We start from the raw sequence: 21,010 nt of genomic DNA, 5'->3' as shown, positions 1-21,010 counted from the left end.
GCCGGGGCCACGCGGCGGCCACCCGGGCGCAGGAGGTCGGCGACGCGCGCGCAAGCCCCCGGGGTCCCTCCTCCGAGCGCCCGCCGAGGTGCCAGACTGACGAGGCTGCCGTTGGAGTCCGGAGGAGTGCGATGAGCCAGATGCCGATGAGCCCGCCGCCCGCGCCCGCCCCGGGCCCGACGCAGGGCTCCGTCCCCTCCCGCCGCCCGCTCGGCAGGGGCGCCTGGATCGCGCTGGGCACGAGCCTCCTCGTGGGCGTCGTCTACACCGGCGTGCTCGGCACGCTCGTCGCCGTCGGAGTGGGCGGCGCGCTCGACTCCGCCGCCGGCACCGCGTCGACGAGCGCTCCGTCCGAGCCGTTCGGCGACCCGACGGACGACCCGTTCGGCAGCGGGGACCCGTCCGATCCGCTCTACGACTACCCCGGCTACCAGGACGGCGACGCCGCGACGATCCTCGGCCAGCCGTCCGCGGAGGACGTGCGCGCGAGTGCCGAGCAGGCCGTCGCGGCCGTCGAGGGCGCCGTCCCCGAGGAGTGGACCTCGGCCGACGACGAGTACTACGAGCAGTCGCAGAACGCCTACGGCGGGCCCTCCCTCCTCTACGACTACATCTCGGCGACCGAGTACGCCGCCGCCGACGTCTCGACCGACGCCGATAGGCAGGCGGCGGTCGACCGCTTCACCGCAGCGCTCTCGCCCCTCGGCTTCGACGACGTCGAGGTGGCCGACACCCCCGAGGAGTGGTCGGAGGCGGGCTACGAGCTCGACGGCGACCTCTCGGACGAGGAGGCCTCGGCCGCGCTCTGGATCGTCACCGCCCGCTCCTCCGCCGACCTCGTGCCCGCGATCGAGCTGGGCCTCGTCGACCTCGACGCCGATCCGACCGGCCTGGTCGCCGACATGCTCGACGGAGTCGGCCTCTCGCCGGACCCGCAGGGCGCGTTCCTCGCCGGGTACGCGAACGGGGTCCTGCAGGACGAGGACCGCGGCGAGTTCACCGACCGCCTCGAGGAGTACGGCGGAGTCGCCGCGACCTGACCGGGCGCTACAAGCAAGCCCGTCCGCCCGCAAGCCCGAATCGGCGCACCGCCCGCGCCCTACGGTGAGGGGATGGCTGCACCCCGCTCGACCAGGCCCCTGCGCGACTACGCCGCGATCGGAGACGGTCGCACGGTCGCCCTGATCGCGAAGGACGGCAGCGTCGACTGGATGCCCGTCCCGGACCTCGGCTCCACCCCCGCCTTCGCCGCCCTGATCGACGCCGAGTCCGGCGGCTGCGTCGAGCTCGCCCCCGAGGAGCCCGCCGAGGTCTCGCGCGCCTACATCCGCGACACGAACGTCCTCGAGACCACCTTCACCACCGAGTCGGGCACCGTCCGCGTGACGGACGCGCTCGTCACCGGGATCGCGGGCCGCCTCCCGTGGGCCGAGCTCGCGCGCCGCGTGGACGGTGTCGACGGCGAGGTGCGGATGCGGTGGGCCGTGCGTCCCGGAACGGGACTCGGCCGGTTCTCCCCGTGGATCCAGAACGCCGACGGCCGCTCGCTCATCCGCGCCGGCGACATCACCATCGGCGTCACCGGCCAGGAGCACGGGCCCGACGGCGACGACGCGCCCTCCGGCGCCGGCGACGAGCTGACGGGCTCCTTCGTCGTGACCGCGGGGAAGGACGCCGTGCGGCACGTCCTGGTCGTGTCGGCCACGCACGACGAGCCGCTGCACTTCCCGGTCGCGAAGAACGTCGACCGCGGCATCGACCGCACCATCCGCAGCTGGCAGGACTGGTCGGAGGAGTTCTCCTACGACGGCCCGTGGTCCGAGGCCGTCCAGCGCAGCGCCCTCGCGCTCAAGCTGCTGATCTACTCGCCCACAGGAGCCATCGCCGCGGCCGCGACCACGTCGCTCCCGGAGTCGCCCAACGGCGGCAAGAACTGGGACTACCGCTTCGCCTGGGTGCGCGACGCCGCGTACACGATGCACGCGCTGGTGCGCTTCGGCCTGCGCGAGGAGACGCACGCCGCGCTGTCCTGGCTCCTCCGCACGATCAAGGAGCACGGGCCGGACCTGCACATCTTCTACGGACTCGACGGCTCCATGCCGACCGTCCTGGAGGAGTTCGACGTCCCGGGCTACGCCGGCATCGGCCCGGTCGTCGCCGGCAACGCAGCGCAGAGCCAGCTGCAGCTGGGCGTCTTCGGCGACCTCTTCGACATCTGCCGCATCTACGTCGACGAGGGCAACGTCCTCGACATCCAGACCGGCCGGCTCCTCGCCCGCGTCGCCGACACCACCTGCGACCTGTGGCGGAACCGCGATGCGGGCATGTGGGAGCTGGAGGAGGAGCAGCACTACACCTCCTCGAAGATGGGCTGCTGGCAGGCGCTCGACGCGGCCGTGCACCTGGCGGAGCTCGGCCAGGTCGCGGGCAGCCCCGACCGCTGGCGCTTCGAGCGCGACCGCATCCGGGAGTGGATCGAGGAGCACTGCTGGTCCGAGGAGCTCGGCTCCTACGTGATGTACCCGGGCAGCGAGGAGCTGGACGCCTCGGTGCTCCTGCACGCGCCCAGCGGCTACGAGCGCGGTGAGCGGATGATCTCCACCATCGACGCCCTGGTGAAGGAGCTCGGCCGCGGCGCGCTGCTGTTCCGCTACTCCGGCATGGAGGGCGAGGAGCACCCGTTCGTGGCCTGCTCGTTCTGGCTCGCCTCCGCCCTGGCCTGCGTCGGTCGGCACGACGAGTCGGTCGCCCTGATGGACGAGCTCGTCGCCACGGTCCCGAACGACGTCGGGATCATGTCCGAGATGATCGCGGTCGACGACCTGGCCTTCTGGGGCAACCTGCCGCAGGGGCTCAGCCACCTCGCGTTGATCAACGCGGCCATCACCATCGAGGAGCTGGCGCCGGAGAAGGTCGGCCGCGCGTAACCCCGCCGACGGCGTCCGCGCAACCCGTTGAGGGCCGGCTCCGAGGGGCGTAGACCGGTACCACCCCCTCGCACCGCACCCACAAGGAGCACCTCAGCATGGATCTCGGGATCACCGGCCGCACCGCCCTCGTCACCGGAGGCGACTCCGGCATCGGCCTGGCCACGGCGCAGCTCCTCCTCGCCGAGGGCGCGACCGTCGTGATCACCGACGAGGACCAGGCGGAGCTGGACCGGGCCGCGGCCGGGCTCGACGCTCCGGAGGGCCGCCTGCACGCCTTCGCCGCCGACGTCACCAGCACGGAGCAGCTCGCCGAGCTGCACCGCCGCGTGGCCGGAGCGGTCGGCGCGATCGACATCCTCGTGCAGTGCGCCGGAGTCACGGGGGCGCAGGGCCTCTTCCACGAGATCGACGACGAGGGCTGGACCAGCACCCTCGAGGTCGATCTGCTCGGGCCTGTGCGGCTCGTGCGCGAGTTCCTCCCCGACCTCCGCACCGGAGGCTGGGGCCGGCTCGTGCTCACCGCCTCCGAGGACGCCGTGCAGCCCTACGACGACGAACTGCCCTACTGCGCCGCGAAGGCGGGCGTCCTCGCCTTCGCCAAGGGCCTCTCGCGCTCCTACGCGCAGGAGGGCCTGCTCGTGAACACGGTCTCGCCCGCGTTCATCCGCACTCCGATGACCGACGCGATGATGTCCAAGCGCGCCGAGCAGAGGGGCACCTCGGTCGACGAGGCGATCTCGTCCTTCCTCGACGAGGAGCGGCCGTACATGGAGCTGAAGCGCCGGGGCGAGGCCGAGGAGGTCGCAGCCGTGATCGCCTTCCTCTGCTCCGACCGCGCCTCGTTCGTGAACGGCTCGAACTACCGCGTCGACTCCGGATCCGTCGCCACGATCTGATCCCCGCAACCACGGGCCCCGCCCAGCGCGCGCACCCCGCGCGTGCGGGCGCCGTCCAGCCGAAGAAGCCAGACTCGGGGCGGGACACCGCACCCGGCACTGCAAGAGAAAGGAACGGTCCATGACCACCACCCTCGAACGCCACGTCGAAGCCCCCGCGGGCTCCGGTGCCAAGACCAGCCGCCGTCAGAACGCCGAGAAGGGCTTCAAGGCCTCCAAGGAGCTGCTCGACAGCCTCCAGATCGTCCTCGTCGACCTGATCGAGCTCCACGTCCAGGGCAAGCAGGCCCACTGGAACGTCGTCGGCAAGAACTTCCGCGACCTCCACCTGCAGCTCGACGAGATCATCGAGGCCGCGCGCGAGTTCAGCGACGACATCGCCGAGCGCATGCGCGCCCTCCACGGGATCCCGGACGGCCGCAGCGACACCGTCGCCGCGACCACCACCCTCCCCGAGTACCCGCACGGCGAGATCGACACGGCCGAGACCGTCGACCTGGTCACGATCCGCCTCGAGAACACCGCCGCCACCATGCGCGAGGTCCACGACCAGGTGGACGAGGAGGACCCGACCAGCGCGGATCTCCTCCACGCGATCATCCAGAGCCTCGAGCAGTACGCCTGGATGGTGTCGGCCGAGAACCGCACCACCTCCGCCGCCAAGTAGGGGCGAGCACCGGAAGGGGACTCCGCGTCAGCGGGGTCCCCTTCCGTCTGCCCGGGCGGTGTCGAGTCGCCGTGCAGTCCGGATCAGTAGGGTCGTGGCATGAGCACGCAGGTCTCCGAACTGTTCGACGCCCACCGCTGGGCGGCCGTCGACGGCTTCGACGCACTCGAGGACATCACCTACCACCACGACCGCTCCGGCCGCATCGCGCGCGTCGCGTTCGACCGGCCCGAGGTCCGCAACGCGTTCCGGCCGCGCACGGTCGACGAGCTGTTCCGCGCCCTCGAGGACGCCCGGACGAACCCGCGCATCGGCGTCGTCATCCTCACCGGCAACGGCCCGAGCCCGCGCGACGGAGGCTGGGCCTTCTGCTCCGGGGGAGACCAGCGGATCCGCGGCCGCGACGGCTACCGGTACTCCGACGGCGAGACCGCCGAGGGCATCGACTCCGCGCGGAACGGCCGCCTGCACATCCTCGAGGTGCAGCGCCTCATCCGCTTCATGCCGAAGGTCGTCATCGCGGCCGTCCCCGGCTGGGCCGCAGGAGGCGGGCACTCGCTCCACGTGGTCTGCGACCTCACCCTCGCCTCCGCCGAGCACGGGCGCTTCAAGCAGACGGACGCCGACGTCGGCTCCTTCGACGCGGGCTACGGCTCCGCGTACTTCGCCCGCCAGATCGGGCAGAAGGCCGCGCGCGAGGTGTTCTTCCTCGCGCGGGAGTACTCCGCGCAGCGCGCCTACGAGATGGGCGCCGTGAACGCGGTCGTCCCGCACGCCGAGCTCGAGACGACCGCGGTGGAGTGGGCCGAGACGATCCTCACCAAGTCGCCCACGGCCATCCGGATGCTGAAGTACGCGTTCAACGCCGTGGACGACGGCCTCGTGGGCCAGCAGCTCTTCGCGGGCGAGACCACGCGCCTCGCCTACGGCACCGACGAGGCCGTCGAGGGACGAGACTCCTTCCTCGAGAAGCGCGAGCCCGACTGGTCGCCGTTCCCGTGGCAGTTCTGAGCCGGAGGGCACGCAGGTGACCCGCCCGCTCGCCGGTGTCGACGCGACGGTCGAGGCCGTCCTCCTCGCTCTTCGCGCGGCCCTGGACGGCAGCGGCCCGGCGATCCGCGTCTCCGCCCCCGGCGCTGCGACCGCCTCCGAGGATGCCGTCGTGCCGCAGCGCGTCGCCGCCGTCGTCGAGACCTCGGGCTCGTCGGGGCCGCCCAAGCGGGTCGCGCTCTCGACAGCGGCCCTGCTCACCAGCGCCTCCACGACCCTCGCCGAGCTCGGCGGGCCGGGACGCTGGCTGCTCTGCCTGCCGACGCACTACGTCGCGGGACTGCAGGTGCTCGTCCGCTCGCTGACCGCGGAGGCCGACCCGGTCGTCCTCCCGGCCGGCGGCTTCGACGCGGCGGCCTTCCTCGCTCTCGCTCGGACGATGCCGGCGGGGGAGCGGCGGTACTCCTCGCTGGTCCCCGTGCAGCTCGCGCGGCTGCTGGACCTCGCCGAGCGCGATCCGGCCGCGGCCGAGGCGCTCCGCTCGTTCGACGCGCTCCTGATCGGCGGCCAGGCGACGCCGCAGCCGTTGCGGGACCGCGCCGCCGCCCTCGGTGCGCGCATCCGCCTGACCTACGGATCGAGCGAGACGTCCGGCGGCTGCGTCTACGACGGCGTCCCGCTCCACGACGTGCGGATGCGCGTCGAGAACGGGCAGGTGCTGCTCGGCGGCCCGACCCTCGCGGAGTGCTACCTCGACGCCGACGGCGCGATCGACCACGAGCGCAGCGCCTCCGCCTTCCTCGAGCTCGACGGGGAGCGCTGGTACCGCACGGGCGACGCGGGGTCGATCGTCGACGGGCGCCTCCGGGTGACCGGTCGGCTCGACCGCGTGATCGTGTCGGGCGGGGAGAAGGTGTCGCTCGACGCCGTCGAGGCCGTGCTCCGCGAGGGGCCCGTCCCCGACGCGGTCGTCGTGCGGCGGGCGGACGAGCAGTGGGGCGAGGTCCCGGTCGTCGTCACGGCGGAGGAGGCTCCCGCGCTCACCGACCTGCGCACCCTGATCGCCGACCGCCTCGGGCGCGCCGCCGCTCCTGCGGTCGTGCTGCCCGTCGGCCGCATCCCCCTCCTCGCCTCCGGGAAGCCCGACCGCCGCGCCCTCGAGGTGCTCGCCGAGCAGGGCTGACCGGCTCCGACCGTCGACGGGCCGGTGGGTAGGATTCCCTCCGTGTCGAGTACGAGTCGCAAGAAGAAGTCCTCCAGCGGCCGCCCCGGGGGCAGCCCGCGAACGGTCGTCGTGAAGCCCGCCGGTCCCCGCGAGTGGATCGCCGGCGCCCGCCTCCGCACCCTCCCGCTGGCCGTCGCCCCCGTGCTCATCGGCACCGGAGCGACCCAGGTCGTCGACGAGGGCTGGCACTGGGTGCGCGCCCTGCTCTGCCTGGCCGTCTCGCTCGCCCTGCAGATCGCCGTCAACTACGCCAACGACTACTCCGACGGCGTGCGCGGCACCGACGCCAACCGCGTCGGACCCTCGCGGCTGACCGGCTCCGGAGCGGCGAAGCCCCGCCAGGTGCTCACCGTCGCCCTGGTCTTCTTCGGGATCGCGGCCGTCGCCGGCCTCGTGCTCACCGCCCTCTCGGGGCAGTGGTGGTTCCTGATCGTCGGCGCGGCGGCGATCGCGGCGGGCTGGTTCTACACCGGCGGACGCCGCCCCTACGGCTACCTCGGGCTCGGCGAGCTCTTCGTCTTCGTGTTCTTCGGCCTGGTCGCCACCGTCGGCACCACGTTCGTGCAGATCGGCCGCACCAACCAGGAGTCGTGGCTCGGCGCCGTGGCGGCGGGCCTGTTCGCCTGCGCCGTGCTCATGGTCAACAACATCCGCGACATCCCGACCGACCGCCTCTCGGGCAAGCGGACCCTCGCGGTGCTCGCAGGACCGGCCGTGTCCCGGGCGATCTACACGGGCTTCGTGCTGATCCCGTTCGGCATCGCGGTGATCCTCGCGCTGTTCTACCCGCTGGCGTGGCTGACGCTCTTCGTGCTTCTGATGATCCTGCCGGCCATCCTGATCACCCTGACGGCGAAGACGGCGAAGGAGCTCATCCTGGCGCTGCAGTTGACCAGCCTGGGCGGGCTCGCCTACGCGGTCATCCTCGGGGCGGCGCTGGCGTTCTAGAGCGGCGGCTCGCACGAGGCGGGCTCGGGTGGGCCGGATTCGGGTGAGATCGGCTGTTGCGGGCCGGGCCTGGTGCGAGCGGGGTCAGCGCGTCAGAGGGGAGGCCTCGCCGGCGGGAGCGCCCGGCTCAGCGGTCGTCGCGGGTCGCGTCGACCGCGGCGTCCTCGACGTCGTCGTCGGTCGGGGCGCGCGGGACGTCCTTGCGGCGCTCGTAGATCGCCTCCGCGATGCGCTCGCGGGGCTTCCTCAGCAGGATGTAGGAGAGTGACAGGCTCGCGATCGCGGCGACGAAGCCCGCGGTGACCGCTGCCGTCAGCTCCGAGTCGACGAAGGTGCGCGCCGGCAGGTACACCAGCACGAAGACGCCGGCGAACATCGCCAGGCGCAGGAGCGAGTAGACGACGACCGCGCGGCTCAGTTTCACCGGGACAGTGTACGTCGGCCCCTGCACGCGCTTCCGTGAGCACCGTGGGAGCCTCCTGTCCAGCGTCCGTGCGGACCCTCCCCGACAAGGGTGCCGGACGTAGACTCGTGTCCATGATCCGCCTCGTCATCGGCCTGCTCGTGGCCCTCGCCGTCTTCACGGTCTACACCGTGATCGACGTCGCGATGAGCAACCGTCACGCCGTGCGGGCGATCCCGAAGTGGTCCTGGATCCTGGTGGTGCTGATCCTCCCGGTCATCGGTGCGGGACTGTGGTTCTGGATCGGCCGTCCCCGCAAGCAGCGCGCCGCCGGCCGCCGCTACACCGCTCCGGACGACGACCCCGACTTCCTCGGCACCCTCCGCACCGAGCGCGACCCCGAGGAGGAGCGCCTGCAGGCAGAGCGCATCGCCCAGCTCGAGCGCGACCTCGCCGAGATGGACGAGCAGGGCGAGGCCGACGGCCCCGGCCGCCGGGATGCCTGAGCACCGGCCGGTCGCCCCCTCCACCCGATTCGCGGTCGACCTCCTCACCCGCTTCGTCGCGCTCGGCGTCCGCGACGTCGTCGTCGCTCCGGGCTCCCGCTCGCAGGCGCTCGCCCTGGTTGCGGCCGAGCTCGAGACCCGCGGCGACATCCGGCTGCACGTGCGGATCGACGAGCGCTCCGCGGGGTTCCTGGCCCTGGGCCTCGCCCTCGAATCCCGGATGCCGGCGCTCGTGATCACGACCTCCGGCACGGCGACCGCGAACCTGCACCCGGCCGTGCTCGAGGCGGACGCCTCGGACGTGCCGATGATCGTGCTGACCGCCGACCGGCCCGACGAGCTGCGCGGCATCCGCTCGAACCAGACGGCCGAGCAACGCGAGCTGTACGGGCGTGCCGTGCGGCTGTTCGAGGACGTCGCTGCTCCGGACGACGGCTCCCGGCCCGAGGACGCGCGGGCGCTCGCCGATCGTGCCGTCACCGCGGCGCGACGCGGGCCGGTCCACCTGAACCTCTCCTTCCGCGACCCGCTCTCCTCCGCTCTGCCCGACATGGAGCGGATCGGACCGGTCTCGTCGCCCGCTGTCGGATCCGGGATCCCGGGTGCCGTCGTGACCGCCGGCCCTGGTGAGCCGCTCACGGTCGTCATCGCCGGGGACAAGGCGGGCGCCGCGGCCGAGGAGATCGCTCGCGCTGGCGACTGGCCGCTGCTGGCCGAGGTCTCCTCCGGCGCCCGCTTCGGACCGCAGCTCGTCGTCGCCTGGCGTCGCCTGCTCGGCGAGCCCGACTTCGGCGGACGCATCCGCCGGGCGATCGTGCTCGGACACCCGACGCTCTCCCGCGAGGTCCCCGAGCTGCTGCGGCGCGAGGACGTCGAGGTGATCGTCGTGGACGCCGTGCGCGAGCAGTTCTACAACCCCGGCCGGCGCGCCCGCCGCGTCGGAGGCGTCGACGTGGTCCGCCCCGAGGGGGCGCCGCGTCCCGAGCGCGGCGAGCGCGCCTGGGCCGGATCCTGGGTGTCCGCGAGCCGCGCCCTGACGGTCGACCCCGACGAGCTGGACGAGGTCCCCGACGCCGGGTCGATGTCGGTCGAGGACCGCCGCGGCTACGCGCGCAACGCCCTCGCCGCGATCAGGGCACCGCTCACCCGCGACTTCGTCGTCGCCGCGGTCTGGAAGGTCACCTGGCCGCACGACCGGCTGCTGTTCGGAGCGTCGCGGCTGATCCGCGTCGCCGACGGGACCCTGCCGGGCAAGCGGATATCCGTCCTGGCGAACCGCGGCCTCGCCGGCATCGACGGCACGATCTCGACGGCTCTCGGGATCGCGGTGGCTTCGCAGGCGACCGAGCAGGGAGCCGGCGGAGTCACCCGCGCGGTCCTCGGCGATCTCACTCTGCTCCACGAGGCCGGCGGCCTCCTCCTCCCGCCGGGAGAACGGCGCCCGCGCGTGCAGCTCGTCGTCGTGAACGACGGGGGCGGCACGATCTTCGACGGACTCGAGGTCGCGTCGAGCTCGCATCCCGATGCGTTCGACCGCGTGCAGTTCACTCCGCAGAACGCCGATCTGGAGGCTCTCGCGCGCGCCTACGGGTGGGGCCACCGTCGTGCGGCGACGCGCGGCGAGCTGGAGCAGGCGCTGACCTCGCCGGGTGACGGGCCGGGCATCGTGGAGATCCGGCTCGAGCGCTGAGTCCGCGCGGGTCCGGTCGGACGGTCCTCCACAGGTCGTCGTCGGACGCTGTTCTCCCGGGGACGCCTCGTTCGAGCTCCGCAGCTCGTCTGCTGCTGCTTCGCTGGAGGCATGGCTGATGCGGAGACGGTGCGAGGAGAGGTCCTCGCCCTCGGCGACCGGGCGGCGGCGCTCGCGAGGAGCGCCTCCCCGGTGCTCCTGACCGCGGCGGAGGCGCTGCACGCGGGACACCGCGCGGCGCTGACCTGTCCCGACGCGTTCGCCCGAGGCTCCTCGACGGACAGCAAGGATGCGACGGACCTCGTCGAACGGTCGATCCGAGCGGAGTTCGCCGTCGCCCTCGGGGTCTCCGAGCGCACCGCCGCCAGGGAGCTGCTGCACGCCTCGCTCCTGATGGAGGAGCTGCCGCGGACCCGCTCCGCGCTCGCCGACGCCAGGATGCGCTGGGAGGCCGGCCAGCTCGTCTGCTCCGTCGCGGCGACCCTCCCGGCAGAGGCGCGCGCGGCCTACGACGACCGGGCCGTCGACCTCGCGGAGACGCTGACCCCGGGGCAGCTGCGCCACGCCCTCGCGCGGGTGCGGGAGGAGCTGCACGACGAGCCCCTCGCCGAGCGGCACGCTCGCGCCCGCGAGGACCGCCGGGTGTGGATGACAGCCGGGATCGACGGCATGGCGACGGTGTGCGCGCACGTCCCCGCGCCCGAGGCCGTCGGAGCGCTCGCCCGGCTCGACCGCATCGCGAGGGATCTGCGAAACGGCGCCGAAGGGGACCGCGATCTGCGGACGCTGGCGCAGCTCCGCGCCGACGCGTGGGCCGACCTGCTCTGCCACGGGGACGTGGCGTGGACCACTCCGGAGGGAGCCGCGGCGCCCTCGACCGGGCCGCGGGCCGAGGTGAGAGTCACCGTGGCGGCGAGCACCGCCGCGGGTGACGACGAGGCGGCCGCCGAGCTCGACGGCTACGGGCCGATCCCTGCCGAGACGGTGCGAGCGCTCATCGACGACGACGCCGCCTTCACTCCCGTGCTGACCGACGAGGAGACCGGCGCGGTCGTCTCCGTCGGGCGCCGCCACCGGCTCCCACCGCCGAGGATGAGGCTGCTGGTCCGCCTCCGCGACCAGACCTGCCGCTTCCCGGGCTGCACCCGGCCGGCGTCCTCGACGGAGACCGACCACAGCGTCGAATGGCGGAACGGGGGAGAGACGACTCCCGACAACCTCGCCTCCCTGTGCGTCGCCCACCACCACGTACGCCACGGCGACCGGTGGACGTATCTGCTCCATCCGGACGGCACAGCGGACTGGACCACACCGACCGGCCGTCGCGTGACGACCCGGCCGCCGGCGCTGCCCGGGCGTCCGCCGGTGGGCGCAGGACGACGGCCGGGGTCTCCCCGGCTCGACGGGGACCCGGCGGGGTAAGCGGCGGGTAGCCGACGGCTTCAGCGACTCCCGACGTGCGTCAGGCCAGCGCGTCGGTGATCGGGCGGAACTTCATGCGGGTCTCGGCGAGCTCGGACTCGGGAACGCTGTCGGCCACGATGCCGGCGCCCGCCCAGGCCGTGACCGCGCCCTCGGCCGTGACCTCGGCGCTGCGGAGTCCGACAGCCCACTCGCCGTCGCCGTTGCCGTCGATCCAGCCGACGGGTCCTGCGTACCGACCGCGGTCGAAGGGCTCCAGGTGCTCGATGAGCGCAAGGGCGTCGGCGGTCGGAGTGCCGGCCACTGCGGCGGTCGGGTGAAGAGCATCGACGAGATCGAGCGCGCTGGAGGAGTCGCCCAGAATTCCTCGCACGTCCGTCGCGAGGTGCCAGAGATTCGGCAGGCGGAGCGTGAACGGGGCGGCGCCCGCCGTCAGCTCCCGTATGTGGGGCTCGAGTTCCCGGACCAGACTGGCGAGAGCGAAAGCGTGCTCCGAGCGGTCCTTCGGACTCTCGAGCAGAGCGGCCTCCACGTCCGCGTCGGCGAGGGGATCCTCGCCTCGTGCGGCCGTGCCGGCCAACACCCTCGCCGAGATCTCGCCCCGATCGACCGCGACCAGCGTCTCCGGACTGGCGCCGAGGAATCCGTCCACGGCGAAGCCCCAGCAGTCCGGGTACCGCTCGGTGAGCGCACCCAGCATCCGACGCAGGTCCGCCCCCGGCGGGAGCCGCCCCTGCAGATCGCGCGCGATCACGACCTTGGACAGCTCACCCGCCCGGATCGTCTCCACCGCGGCAGCGACCGCCGCGCGGTACCCGTCCGGCGGCAGCGCACCGGGCGAGAGCGGCACGTGGTACTCCGCCCCCAGTGGCTCCTCGCTCGGCGTATACGGTCTCTCCGCCTCGCCGATCGTGATCCGCGTCAGCCATGACCGGCCGTCGCGCGTCCCGATCACGGTGCGCGGCACGATCAGCACGCTCGTCGCCTCGGATCGGCTCGAGAAAGCGAAGGTCCCGAACGCGACCAGCCCCGTCCCGGGCAGTCCGACCCGGTCCTCCACCGTCGCCGCGTCGCAGAGCCGACGCCAGGTTGCCGCCGCCTCCCGCAGCCGTTCCGGGCCCGAGAACTCGAGGCGCAGGGCCTCGCCGCGTCCGCTGAGCCCGGCGCCGTCGCGCTGCCAGAGGAGGGGCCGCCTCGGGTCGGAGTGGGAGAGGAGCGACGGCGGAGAGTCCAGTGGAGTCGTCTCCGCACGCAGCAGGGGGGTTCCAGCGCCGATGAGCGTCACCTCAGCAGGGTACGCCCGCGCCAGAGGATGGGACGTCCCATGCCGCGGGGCTCGGGGCGCAGGGCTCCGTTGCTACCGTGACCCGGTCCGGGGCCGCCGCGCGAGGCGGAGCGGGGCGGTCCCGGCGCTTCCCCAGGGGGGAGCGCGCCGACCGGGCGCGGGACGGCGGATGCACAGCCGCCGTCCCTCGTCTCGCCGTAGACTTGCGGATCGTGACGAAGGCAGACCTCACCAAACGGCCCGACGAGGTCGCCTCGATGTTCGACACCGTGGCTCCCGCCTACGACCTGGTGAACGGACTCCTCTCGGTGGGGAACGACCGGCTCTGGCGGATCGCGACGACTCGAGCCGTCAACCCTGCTCCCGGTGAGCGCATTCTCGACATCGCGGCCGGCACCGGAACGTCGAGCGCGTCGCTGGCGCGGTCGGGCGCCCAGGTCGTGGCAGCCGACTTCTCCCCGGGGATGATCGCCGTCGGCCGTCGCCGCCAGGCGGGCAACGACCGGATCGAGTTCGTCCAGGCCGACGCGATGGACCTCCCGTTCGAGGACGAGTCGTTCGACGCCGTGACCATCTCCTTCGGTCTGCGCAACGTGGCCGAGCCGAGGACGGCGCTCGCCGAGTTCCTGCGTGTGCTGAAGCCCGGCGGCCGGGTCGTGATCTGCGAGTTCTCGACTCCGCCGATCGCTCCGCTGGCCGCCGCGTACGACTTCTACCTGTCGACGGTCATGCCCGCCGTCGTGCGCCTCGCGTCGTCGAACAATTTTGCGTACGACTATCTCGGCGATTCCATCCGGGCCTGGCCGGAGCAGAGCGTCGTCGCCGCCTGGCTCCGCGCGGCGGGCTTCGAGCGCGTGGCCTACCGCGATCTGACCGCTGGCATCGTGGCGCTGCACCGCGGCGTCAAGCCGATCGCGGCGACCCGATGACGACCGGGGTCCGCACAGGCCGAGACGTTAGGGTTTCCCTGTGAACGCCACTGCGCCCGTCGCCCGTCGCAGCCCGTCTCTGACGGCGCAGCTCGGCCTCTCCGAGCGCATCTTCTCCTCCTCGTCGGACCGGGCTCTCGCCCGCGCGATCGACGCGGGTCTGGAGCAGGTCGAGGAGGGTCTCGTCCGGCAGCTGTCCTTCGCGGACGCTGTGGCCGATGTCTCCACCCGGTACCTCCTCGAGGCGGGCGGCAAGCGTGTGCGCCCGATGCTCACCCTCCTGGCCGCGTCGCTGGGCCGCGGCAACACGCCGCAGGTCCTGCTCGGTGCGCAGGCGATCGAGATCACGCATCTCGCATCGCTCTACCACGACGACGTCATGGACGAGGCGGAGAAGCGCCGCGGCGTCCCGTCGGCGCAGACCGTGTGGGGCAACAACGTGGCCATCCTGACGGGCGATCTGCTCTTCGCCCGCGCGAACCAGCTGATGGTCGAGCTCGGAGACAAGGCGATCCGGCTCCAGGCCGACACGTTCGAGCGGCTCGTCCTCGGGCAGCTGCACGAGACGGTCGGCCCGACCGACGGCGAGGACCCGGTCGAGCACTACCTGTCCGTCCTGGCCGACAAGACCGGGTCCCTGATCGCCGCGGCGGGCCGCACGGGAGTCGCGTTCTCGGAGGCTCCGGAGGAGTACGAGGAGGCCATGCGCGTCTTCGGCGAGAAGATCGGCGTCGCCTTCCAGATCGTCGACGACGTCATCGACCTCTCTCCCCAGCCGGAGGAGACCGGCAAGAACCCCGGCACGGACATCCGCGCCGGCGTGTCGACGCTGCCGATCCTGCGCCTGCGCGAGCGCGCCTCCTCCGATAGGGACGCCGCGGCTCTCCTCGCCCGCATCGAGAGCTATGTGAGCCGCTCGAACGACGCCATCGCGCACACGGAGGAGCAGAGCGCCGACATCTCGGACGCCATCGCTCAGCTGCGCGATCACGACGTCACCGCGCAGACCCTCGCCGAGGCCCACCGGTGGGCCGACGAGGCCGTCGCCGCCCTCGCTCCGCTGCCCGACGGCTCCGTCCGCAAGGCGCTGACGCGCTTCGCCGACACCGTCGTCGAGCGCAACGGCTGACCCCGATCGTCGCGGCGCGCCCTGCGCCGCAGGAATGAGACCGGTTGTGCGCTGCGGCGCCCCGGCAGGAGGAACGCAATGACCAAGCTCAGGCTGGCCATCGTCGGCGCGGGTCCCGCGGGCATCTACGCCGCCGACCTCATGATCAAGGCCGAGAAGAAGTACGACGTCTCGATCGATCTGTTCGAGCACCTGCCCGCGCCCTACGGTCTGGTCCGCTACGGCGTCGCGCCCGATCACCCGCGCATCAAGGGGATCATCACCGCGCTGCGGGAGGTGCTCGACCGGGGCGACATCCGCATCTTCGGCAACGTGCACTTCGGGACCGACATCACGCTCGAGGATCTCAAGCGGCACTACCACGCCGTGATCTTCGCGACCGGCGCCGTCCGCGACGCTCCGCTCGACGTCCCGGGTGTCGAGCTCCAGGGCTCCTACGGTGCGGCCGACTTCGTCAGCTGGTTCGACGGCCACCCCGACGTGTCGCGCACCTGGCCGCTGGAGGCGTCCTCCGTCGCCGTCATCGGCAACGGCAACGTGGCGCTCGACGTCTCGCGGATGCTGGCGAAGCACGCCGAGGACCTCCTGCCCACCGAGGTCCCGCCGAACGTCTACGAGGGGCTGAAGGCGTCTCCTGTCACCGACGTGCACGTCTTCGGGCGCCGCGGTCCCGCTCAGGTGAAGTTCACGCCGCTGGAGCTGCGCGAGCTGGGCGAGCTGCGCGACGTCGACATGATCGTCGCCGACGAGGACTTCGACCTCGATCCCGCTTCGGAGGCCGCCATCGCGACCAACAAGCAGGTCATGGTCATCAACCGGGTGCTCAACCAGTGGCGCACCCGCGAGGTCGGGAGCGCCTCGCGTCGTCTCCACCTGCACTTCTGGGCGAAGCCGCTCGAGTTCGTGGACGACGGATCCGGTCGGGTCGGCGCGATCCGGTACGAGCGCACCGAGCCGGACGGCGAGGGCGGAGTGCGCGGCACGGGTGAGATCCGCGAGGTCCCGGTCCAGGCCGTGTACCGCGCGGTCGGCTACTTCGGCTCGCCGCTCGATGGCCTCCCGTTCGACGAGATGCGCGGCGTGATCCCGAACCGCGAGGGCCAGGTCCTGGACGACGAGGACCAGCAGGTCCACGGCGTGTACGCGACCGGCTGGATCAAGCGCGGACCGGTGGGCCTCATCGGGCACACCAAGTCCGACGCCATGGAGACCGTCGCGCACGTGCTCAACGACCAGGCGTCCTGGTGGACGCCCGAGCACCCCGAGGAGGCGGCCGTGGTCGCCCTGCTCGAGGAGCGGGAGATCGCCTACACGGATCTCGACGGCTGGCACCGGCTGGACGAGCACGAGATGGCGCTCGGCGAGCCCGAGGGCCGTGCGCGGGTGAAGGTCGTTCCCCGCGAGGACATGATCGCGATCTCGCGGGCGGAGCCGGCCGCGCTCTGACGCGTGGTCTCCGAACGGCCCTCCGGTGCAGTCCGGAGGGCCGTTCGTCGTTCCGGCGTGGACGCCTTGCGCCTCCTCTAGGATTCGGGCACCGCTCTGGACGGAGACAGCATGACCACGGCCGCGCCCCACGACGTCATCCGGGTGCGCGGTGCGCGCCAGAACAACCTCCGGGGGATCGACGTCGACATTCCGAAGCGGAGGATCACCGTGTTCACCGGGGTCTCGGGCTCCGGCAAGTCGTCGCTCGTCTTCGGCACCATCGCGGCCGAGTCCCAGCGCCTCATCAACGAGACCTACTCCGCCTTCGTGCAGCAGTTCATGGGGTCGCCGGCCCGCCCGGACGTGGAGTCGCTCGACGGACTGTCGGCCACGATCGTCGTCGACCAGGAGCGGATGGGGTCGAACGGCCGGTCCACGGTCGGCACGGCGACCGACGCGTACACGATGCTGCGGATCCTCTTCAGCCGGATCGGCGATCCGCACGCGGGCACGAGCGGTGCGTTCTCCTTCAACCTGCCGGAGGGGATGTGCCCGCGGTGCGAGGGGACGGGCCGGGTGTCGAGCATCGACCTCGACGCGCTGATCGACCGCTCGAAGTCGCTCGAGGGCGGCGCTCTCGACGCGATCCCCAACTTCGTCGTCGGCGGCTGGTACTGGAAGGGCCTCGCCGAGTCGGGCCTCTATCCGGCCGATGTGCCGATCGCCGACTTCACGCCCGAGCAGATGGACGCGTTCCTCCACCGTCCGGCCACGAAGATGGCCATCGCCGGGATGACGATGACCTACGAGGGCCTCCTGGTGAAGGTCACCCGCCTCTACCTGGCGAAGGAGGCGGCGCAGCCGCACATCCGCGCCTTCGCCGAGCGGGTGGCCACCTTCGCCGCCTGTCCCGAGTGCGGAGGCGGCCGGCTCACCCGCGCGGCACTGGAGTCGCGCATCGGGGGCCGGAACATCGCCGAGTGCGCCGCGCTGCAGGCGACCGACCTCGCCGCGTGGCTCCGCGGGCTGCAGGCGCCGTCCGTCGCTCCTATCGTCGAGACCCTCCTCGGGACGCTCGACGCCCTCGTCCAGGTCGGGCTGGGCTACCTGTCGCTCGATCGGGAGTCGAGCACCCTCTCGGGCGGTGAGGCGCAGCGGGTCAAGATGGTGCGGCATCTGGGATCGAGCCTCACGGACGTCACGTACGTCTTCGACGAGCCGACGGCGGGTCTGCATCCGCACGACGTCTCGCGGATGATCGAGCTGCTGCGCCGCCTGCGGGACAAGGGCAACACCGTCCTGGTGGTCGAGCACAAGCCGGAGATCATCGAGATCGCCGATCACGTGGTCGACCTCGGTCCGAGGGCCGGTGCGCACGGCGGCGAGCTGCGGTTCGAGGGGACGGTGGCGCAGCTGCGCACGTCCGACACCCTGACGGGCCGTCATCTCGGTCACCGCGTCCCGCTGAAGGAGGCCGTGCGCCGTCCGACCGGGGCGGTGGAGATCCGCGGGGCCTCCACGCACAACCTCCGCGGCGTCGACGTGGACGTCCCGCTGGGCGTGCTGACCGTCGTCACCGGAGTCGCCGGCTCGGGCAAGTCGTCGCTCCTGCACGGCTCGCTCGCGGGTCGGCCGGGCGTGGTGGTGGCCGACCAGTCGCCGATCCGCGGCTCGCGGCGCAGCAATCCGGCGACCTACACCGGGGTCCTCGACGCGATCCGGGCGGCCTTCGCGAAGGCGAACGGTGTGAGACCGGCGCTCTTCAGCGCGAACTCGGCAGGCGCCTGCCCCGTCTGCAAGGGGGCCGGGATGATCTTCACCGAGCTGGGCCCCGCCGCGACGGTCTCGTCGGTCTGCGAGGAGTGCGACGGCAAGCGGTTCACCGCTGAGGTGCTCGAGTACCGCCTCCGCGGGAGGAACATCCACGAGGTGCTCTCGATGCCGATCGTCGACGCCGCGGAGTTCTTCGCGAGCGGACCGGCGCACACGGTGCTCGCCCGTCTCGTCGACGTCGGTCTCGGCTACCTCACGCTCGGACAGCCGCTGAACACGCTGTCCGGGGGCGAGCGTCAGCGCCTCAAGCTCGCGATCAACATGGCCTCGTCCGGATCCGTCTACCTGCTCGACGAGCCGACCACGGGCCTGCACCTCGCGGACGTCGACACGCTGCTCGGACTGCTCGACCGGCTGGTCGACTCCGGGAACTCGGTCGTGGTGATCGAGCACCACCGCGCCCTGATGGCGCACGCGGACTGGATCATCGACGTGGGGCCCGGAGCCGGGCACGACGGAGGGACGATCGTCTTCGAGGGGACTCCGGTCGGGCTCGCGGCGGCGGACACGCTGACCGGACGCGCCCTCGCCGAGTACGCGCGCTGATGCGTCCGCAGCCGCGACGCTCGCGCGTCAGCGCGAGAACGGGCCGGACAAGGCCGCCCACTGCAGGAGCATGATCGTCTTCGCGTCGACGATCTGCACGCCGATCTGGGTCAGCGCCTCGTCGAACGAGAGCTCGAGGACCTCGATGTCCTCGCCCTCGTCGGCGAGTCCCGCGAATGCTCCGCTGCGGGTGCCCGCACGGTAGCGCCCGGCGTAGAAGTGCAGCTTCTCGGTGACCGAGCCGGGGCTCATGAACGCGTCGAACACGTGCTCGAGCCGGCCGACCTCGAGTCCGGTCTCCTCGGACGCCTCGCGGCGGGCGCCCTCCTCGGGCCCGTCCTCGTCCAGGAGACCGGCGGGCACTTCGAGGAGCATCCCGTCGAGGTCGCCGTTCACGTACGCGGGGTAGCGGAACTGCCGGATCAGGACGACGGTGCGCGCGTCGGCGTCGTAGAGCAGGACCGCCGCGCCGTTCCCCCGGTCGTACGTCTCGCGCTGCTCGCTGGTCCAGCTGCCGTCGCGGTGCCGGTAGTCGAAGCGGGTGGTGCGGAGGACGTACCAGTCGCTCGAGAGGAGGGTGACCTCCTTCACGACCACGTCGGGGTTCCCGACGAGGTCGAGGCCCTCCCGGTCGAGTCCGGTGCGGCCCCGCCGGTCGGGCTCGTCGATGCCGGCGATCACGCGCGTGCTCCCGTGTGCGTCATTCCTCAGCGGAAGTTGACGAACTGGAGGTCGAGCTCGAGGTCGGCCCCGCGCAGGAGCGCCATGGTCGCCTGGAGGTCGTCGCGGCTCTTCGAGGAGACGCGGAGCTCGTCGCCCTGGATCTGCGACTTGACCGACTTCGGCGCCTCGTCGCGGATGAGCTTGTTGATCTTCTTCGCGTGCTCCTGGTCGATGCCCTCCTTGAGGGTGGCCTCGATCCGGTACTCCTTGCCGGACGCGAAGGGCTCGCCCGCGTCGAGGCTCTTGAGGCTGATGCCGCGCTTGATCAGCTTCGACTGGAAGACGTCGAGGATGGCGTTCGCCCGCTCCTCGGTGTTGGCCTTGATCAGGATCTTCTCGCCGCTCCAGGCGATCGAGGCGCCGACGTTCTTGAAGTCGTAGCGCTGCTCGACCTCCTTGTGGGCCTGGTTCAGGGCGTTGTCCGCCTCCATCTTGTCGATCTTGCTGACGACGTCGAACGTTGAATCTGCCATGGCTCCGAGTTTAGCTTTCAGGCGTGGCGGAGCCCGGCCCCAGGCGCGGCTGGTACCTCTGAGGGGTGCGCCGCCTCCCCGTTCTCGTCCTCGTCCCGCTCGCCGGCCTCCTCCTGGCCGGCTGCGGCCAGCGGCCGCCCGCGCTGACGGTCGAGGAGGGCCTGTCCACCGTCCCTCCCGCGGCGACCGCTCCCGTCGCGGCCGACCCCGTCGTGCTGGAGGATCCCGAGCAGGCCGCGGCGACGCCGGTGCGACTGCTCGCCGACGAGGCGTGGCTGGGCACGGCGTCCGAGGGGAGCGGCATCCCGCTGCGTGCGCTCACCGCCTACGCGGGCACGGCCCTCCTCACGGCGTCGGTCGACCCCGACTGCCGGTTGGACTGGGCGACCCTGGCCGGCATCGGCTACGTCGAGAGCAGGCACGGCACGATCGACGGCGGCGAGCTGGGCGAGGACGGGCGGCCGACGGAGCCGATCTACGGTCCGCGCCTGGACGGAACGCGCTTCGACCGGGTCCCCGACAACGACGGCGGGGCTCTGGACGGCGACGCCGAGGTCGACCGGGCGATGGGTCCGCTGCAGATCATCCCGGCGACGTGGATGGCGTGGGCGTCGAGCGGATGGGATCCGCAGAACGTGGACCAGCAGGCGGTGACCGCCGCCCGGTACCTCTGCGACGCCGGCGGCGACCTCTCGACGGAGTCGGGATGGCGGGCGGCGATCGCGGCCTACAACCCGGCCGGGAGCTACGCGGGGAAGGTCGCGGAGGCGGCGTCCCGCTACGCGGCGGAGGCGGACTGAGGCCGCGCGGCACCGATTTCCGATCCGCCGGTCGCGTGGGTATCCTTGCTGAGCGCCTCCGGTTGTGAACACGCGGTCGGGTGCGCCACGGCGAGTTACCCTAGCGGCCAAAGGGATCTGACTGTAAATCAGACGGCGTAGCCTTCGGGGGTTCGAATCCCTCACTCGCCACCGAGCAGGAACATCC

19 protein-coding genes and 1 tRNA gene are annotated in these 21,010 nt (G+C 72.3%); 16 read left to right on the top strand and 4 right to left on the bottom strand.

The features are described 5' to 3' along the window. Nucleotides 1–131 precede the first annotated feature (131 nt). The 7 genes from C5C33_RS03890 to C5C33_RS03860 all read left to right on the top strand — a co-directional run bounded on the left by C5C33_RS03890 (nucleotide 132) and on the right by C5C33_RS03860 (nucleotide 7,656). Nucleotides 132–1,040 carry a hypothetical protein gene (locus C5C33_RS03890; protein WP_104260464.1) on the top strand — a complete coding sequence of 303 codons (909 nt, stop codon included), beginning with the start codon at nucleotides 132–134 and terminating at the stop codon, nucleotides 1,038–1,040. A 72-nt stretch (nucleotides 1,041–1,112) separates the two neighbouring features. Continuing rightward, nucleotides 1,113–2,927: a glycoside hydrolase family 15 protein gene (locus C5C33_RS03885; RefSeq protein ID WP_104247930.1), complete on the top strand. Its 1,815-nt coding sequence runs from the start codon at nucleotides 1,113–1,115 to the stop codon at nucleotides 2,925–2,927. Nucleotides 2,928–3,025: 98 nt separating this feature from the next. Beyond that, on the top strand, nucleotides 3,026–3,826 hold the full coding sequence (locus tag C5C33_RS03880) for an SDR family NAD(P)-dependent oxidoreductase (protein WP_104260463.1): 801 nt from the start codon (nucleotides 3,026–3,028) through the stop codon (nucleotides 3,824–3,826). Nucleotides 3,827–3,947: 121 nt separating this feature from the next. Continuing rightward, nucleotides 3,948–4,493, top strand: a complete 546-nt coding sequence (locus C5C33_RS03875) for a Dps family protein (RefSeq protein ID WP_104223596.1) — start codon at nucleotides 3,948–3,950, stop codon at nucleotides 4,491–4,493. Nucleotides 4,494–4,592: 99 nt separating this feature from the next. Further along, on the top strand, nucleotides 4,593–5,504 hold the full coding sequence (locus C5C33_RS03870; RefSeq protein ID WP_068255374.1) for a 1,4-dihydroxy-2-naphthoyl-CoA synthase: 912 nt from the start codon (nucleotides 4,593–4,595) through the stop codon (nucleotides 5,502–5,504). A gap of 16 nt (nucleotides 5,505–5,520) precedes the next feature. Further along, nucleotides 5,521–6,666, top strand: a complete 1,146-nt coding sequence (locus tag C5C33_RS03865; RefSeq protein WP_104260462.1) for an AMP-binding protein — start codon at nucleotides 5,521–5,523, stop codon at nucleotides 6,664–6,666. A gap of 42 nt (nucleotides 6,667–6,708) precedes the next feature. Beyond that, nucleotides 6,709–7,656, top strand: coding sequence for a 1,4-dihydroxy-2-naphthoate polyprenyltransferase (locus C5C33_RS03860; protein ID WP_374953789.1), 948 nt, complete (start codon nucleotides 6,709–6,711; stop codon nucleotides 7,654–7,656). A 127-nt stretch (nucleotides 7,657–7,783) separates the two neighbouring features. Here C5C33_RS03860 and C5C33_RS03855 read toward each other — a convergent pair whose 3' ends face one another. Further along, a complete protein-coding gene (locus C5C33_RS03855) occupies nucleotides 7,784–8,080 on the bottom strand; it encodes a DUF4229 domain-containing protein (protein WP_104239140.1) in 297 nt (98 codons plus the stop codon). A 113-nt stretch (nucleotides 8,081–8,193) separates the two neighbouring features. Here C5C33_RS03855 and C5C33_RS03850 point away from each other — a divergent pair, with 113 nt between their 5' ends. The 3 genes from C5C33_RS03850 to C5C33_RS03840 all read left to right on the top strand — a co-directional run bounded on the left by C5C33_RS03850 (nucleotide 8,194) and on the right by C5C33_RS03840 (nucleotide 11,677). After that, complete coding sequence (locus C5C33_RS03850) at nucleotides 8,194–8,565, top strand: PLD nuclease N-terminal domain-containing protein (protein WP_104223654.1); 372 nt, start codon at nucleotides 8,194–8,196, stop codon at nucleotides 8,563–8,565. Beyond that, nucleotides 8,558–10,255, top strand: coding sequence for a 2-succinyl-5-enolpyruvyl-6-hydroxy-3-cyclohexene-1-carboxylic-acid synthase (menD, locus tag C5C33_RS03845; RefSeq protein ID WP_104260461.1), 1,698 nt, complete (start codon nucleotides 8,558–8,560; stop codon nucleotides 10,253–10,255). Before C5C33_RS03850 ends, menD begins: the two co-directional genes overlap by 8 nt. Nucleotides 10,256–10,366: 111 nt before the next feature. Beyond that, nucleotides 10,367–11,677, top strand: a complete 1,311-nt coding sequence (locus C5C33_RS03840) for an HNH endonuclease signature motif containing protein (RefSeq protein ID WP_104260460.1) — start codon at nucleotides 10,367–10,369, stop codon at nucleotides 11,675–11,677. Nucleotides 11,678–11,717: 40 nt separating this feature from the next. Here C5C33_RS03840 and C5C33_RS03835 read toward each other — a convergent pair whose 3' ends face one another. Beyond that, nucleotides 11,718–12,962: an isochorismate synthase MenF gene (locus C5C33_RS03835; RefSeq protein WP_374953818.1), complete on the bottom strand. Its 1,245-nt coding sequence runs from the start codon at nucleotides 12,960–12,962 to the stop codon at nucleotides 11,718–11,720. A 212-nt stretch (nucleotides 12,963–13,174) separates the two neighbouring features. Here C5C33_RS03835 and ubiE point away from each other — a divergent pair, with 212 nt between their 5' ends. The 4 genes from ubiE (at nucleotide 13,175) to C5C33_RS03815 (ending at nucleotide 18,827) form a co-directional block, all read left to right on the top strand. Then, entirely contained in the window at nucleotides 13,175–13,891 is a 717-nt protein-coding gene (gene ubiE / locus C5C33_RS03830; RefSeq protein ID WP_104260470.1) for a bifunctional demethylmenaquinone methyltransferase/2-methoxy-6-polyprenyl-1,4-benzoquinol methylase UbiE, read from the top strand. A gap of 40 nt (nucleotides 13,892–13,931) precedes the next feature. Next, a complete protein-coding gene (locus C5C33_RS03825) occupies nucleotides 13,932–15,020 on the top strand; it encodes a polyprenyl synthetase family protein (protein ID WP_104223602.1) in 1,089 nt (362 codons plus the stop codon). A 78-nt stretch (nucleotides 15,021–15,098) separates the two neighbouring features. Further along, nucleotides 15,099–16,466: an FAD-dependent oxidoreductase gene (locus tag C5C33_RS03820; RefSeq protein ID WP_104225904.1), complete on the top strand. Its 1,368-nt coding sequence runs from the start codon at nucleotides 15,099–15,101 to the stop codon at nucleotides 16,464–16,466. 111 nt (nucleotides 16,467–16,577) lie between these two features. Next, entirely contained in the window at nucleotides 16,578–18,827 is a 2,250-nt protein-coding gene (locus C5C33_RS03815) for an excinuclease ABC subunit UvrA (protein WP_104260459.1), read from the top strand. Nucleotides 18,828–18,854: 27 nt separating this feature from the next. Here C5C33_RS03815 and C5C33_RS03810 read toward each other — a convergent pair whose 3' ends face one another. Beyond that, nucleotides 18,855–19,508, bottom strand: coding sequence for an NUDIX domain-containing protein (locus C5C33_RS03810; RefSeq protein ID WP_104260458.1), 654 nt, complete (start codon nucleotides 19,506–19,508; stop codon nucleotides 18,855–18,857). A gap of 26 nt (nucleotides 19,509–19,534) precedes the next feature. After that, nucleotides 19,535–20,023, bottom strand: a complete 489-nt coding sequence (locus tag C5C33_RS03805; protein WP_104223606.1) for a YajQ family cyclic di-GMP-binding protein — start codon at nucleotides 20,021–20,023, stop codon at nucleotides 19,535–19,537. 65 nt (nucleotides 20,024–20,088) lie between these two features. On the opposite strand from C5C33_RS03805, the gene C5C33_RS03800 reads away from it, so the two are divergent. Continuing rightward, nucleotides 20,089–20,823, top strand: coding sequence for a hypothetical protein (locus C5C33_RS03800; protein ID WP_104247936.1), 735 nt, complete (start codon nucleotides 20,089–20,091; stop codon nucleotides 20,821–20,823). An 89-nt stretch (nucleotides 20,824–20,912) separates the two neighbouring features. After that, nucleotides 20,913–20,994, top strand: a tRNA-Tyr gene (locus tag C5C33_RS03795). The last annotated feature ends 16 nt before the right edge of the window (nucleotides 20,995–21,010 follow it).

Source organism: Rathayibacter sp. AY1H3 (assembly GCF_002932015.1).
The sequence above is the reverse complement of the archived record's forward strand: the minus strand, read 5'-3'. Positions and strand labels throughout refer to the sequence as shown.

Bases quoted from the DNA above. Each gene is read 5' to 3' on its own strand.
- C5C33_RS03890 (WP_104260464.1), top strand. From the start codon at position 132: ATGAGCCAGATGCCGATGAGCCCGCCGCCCGCGCCCGCCCCGGGCCCG.
- C5C33_RS03885 (WP_104247930.1), top strand. From the start codon at position 1,113: ATGGCTGCACCCCGCTCGACCAGGCCCCTGCGCGACTACGCCGCGATC.
- C5C33_RS03880 (WP_104260463.1), top strand. From the start codon at position 3,026: ATGGATCTCGGGATCACCGGCCGCACCGCCCTCGTCACCGGAGGCGAC.
- C5C33_RS03875 (WP_104223596.1), top strand. From the start codon at position 3,948: ATGACCACCACCCTCGAACGCCACGTCGAAGCCCCCGCGGGCTCCGGT.
- C5C33_RS03870 (WP_068255374.1), top strand. From the start codon at position 4,593: ATGAGCACGCAGGTCTCCGAACTGTTCGACGCCCACCGCTGGGCGGCC.
- C5C33_RS03850 (WP_104223654.1), top strand. From the start codon at position 8,194: ATGATCCGCCTCGTCATCGGCCTGCTCGTGGCCCTCGCCGTCTTCACG.
- menD (WP_104260461.1), top strand. From the start codon at position 8,558: ATGCCTGAGCACCGGCCGGTCGCCCCCTCCACCCGATTCGCGGTCGAC.
- C5C33_RS03840 (WP_104260460.1), top strand. From the start codon at position 10,367: ATGGCTGATGCGGAGACGGTGCGAGGAGAGGTCCTCGCCCTCGGCGAC.
- C5C33_RS03820 (WP_104225904.1), top strand. From the start codon at position 15,099: ATGACCAAGCTCAGGCTGGCCATCGTCGGCGCGGGTCCCGCGGGCATC.
- C5C33_RS03815 (WP_104260459.1), top strand. From the start codon at position 16,578: ATGACCACGGCCGCGCCCCACGACGTCATCCGGGTGCGCGGTGCGCGC.
- C5C33_RS03805 (WP_104223606.1), bottom strand. From the start codon at position 20,023: ATGGCAGATTCAACGTTCGACGTCGTCAGCAAGATCGACAAGATGGAG.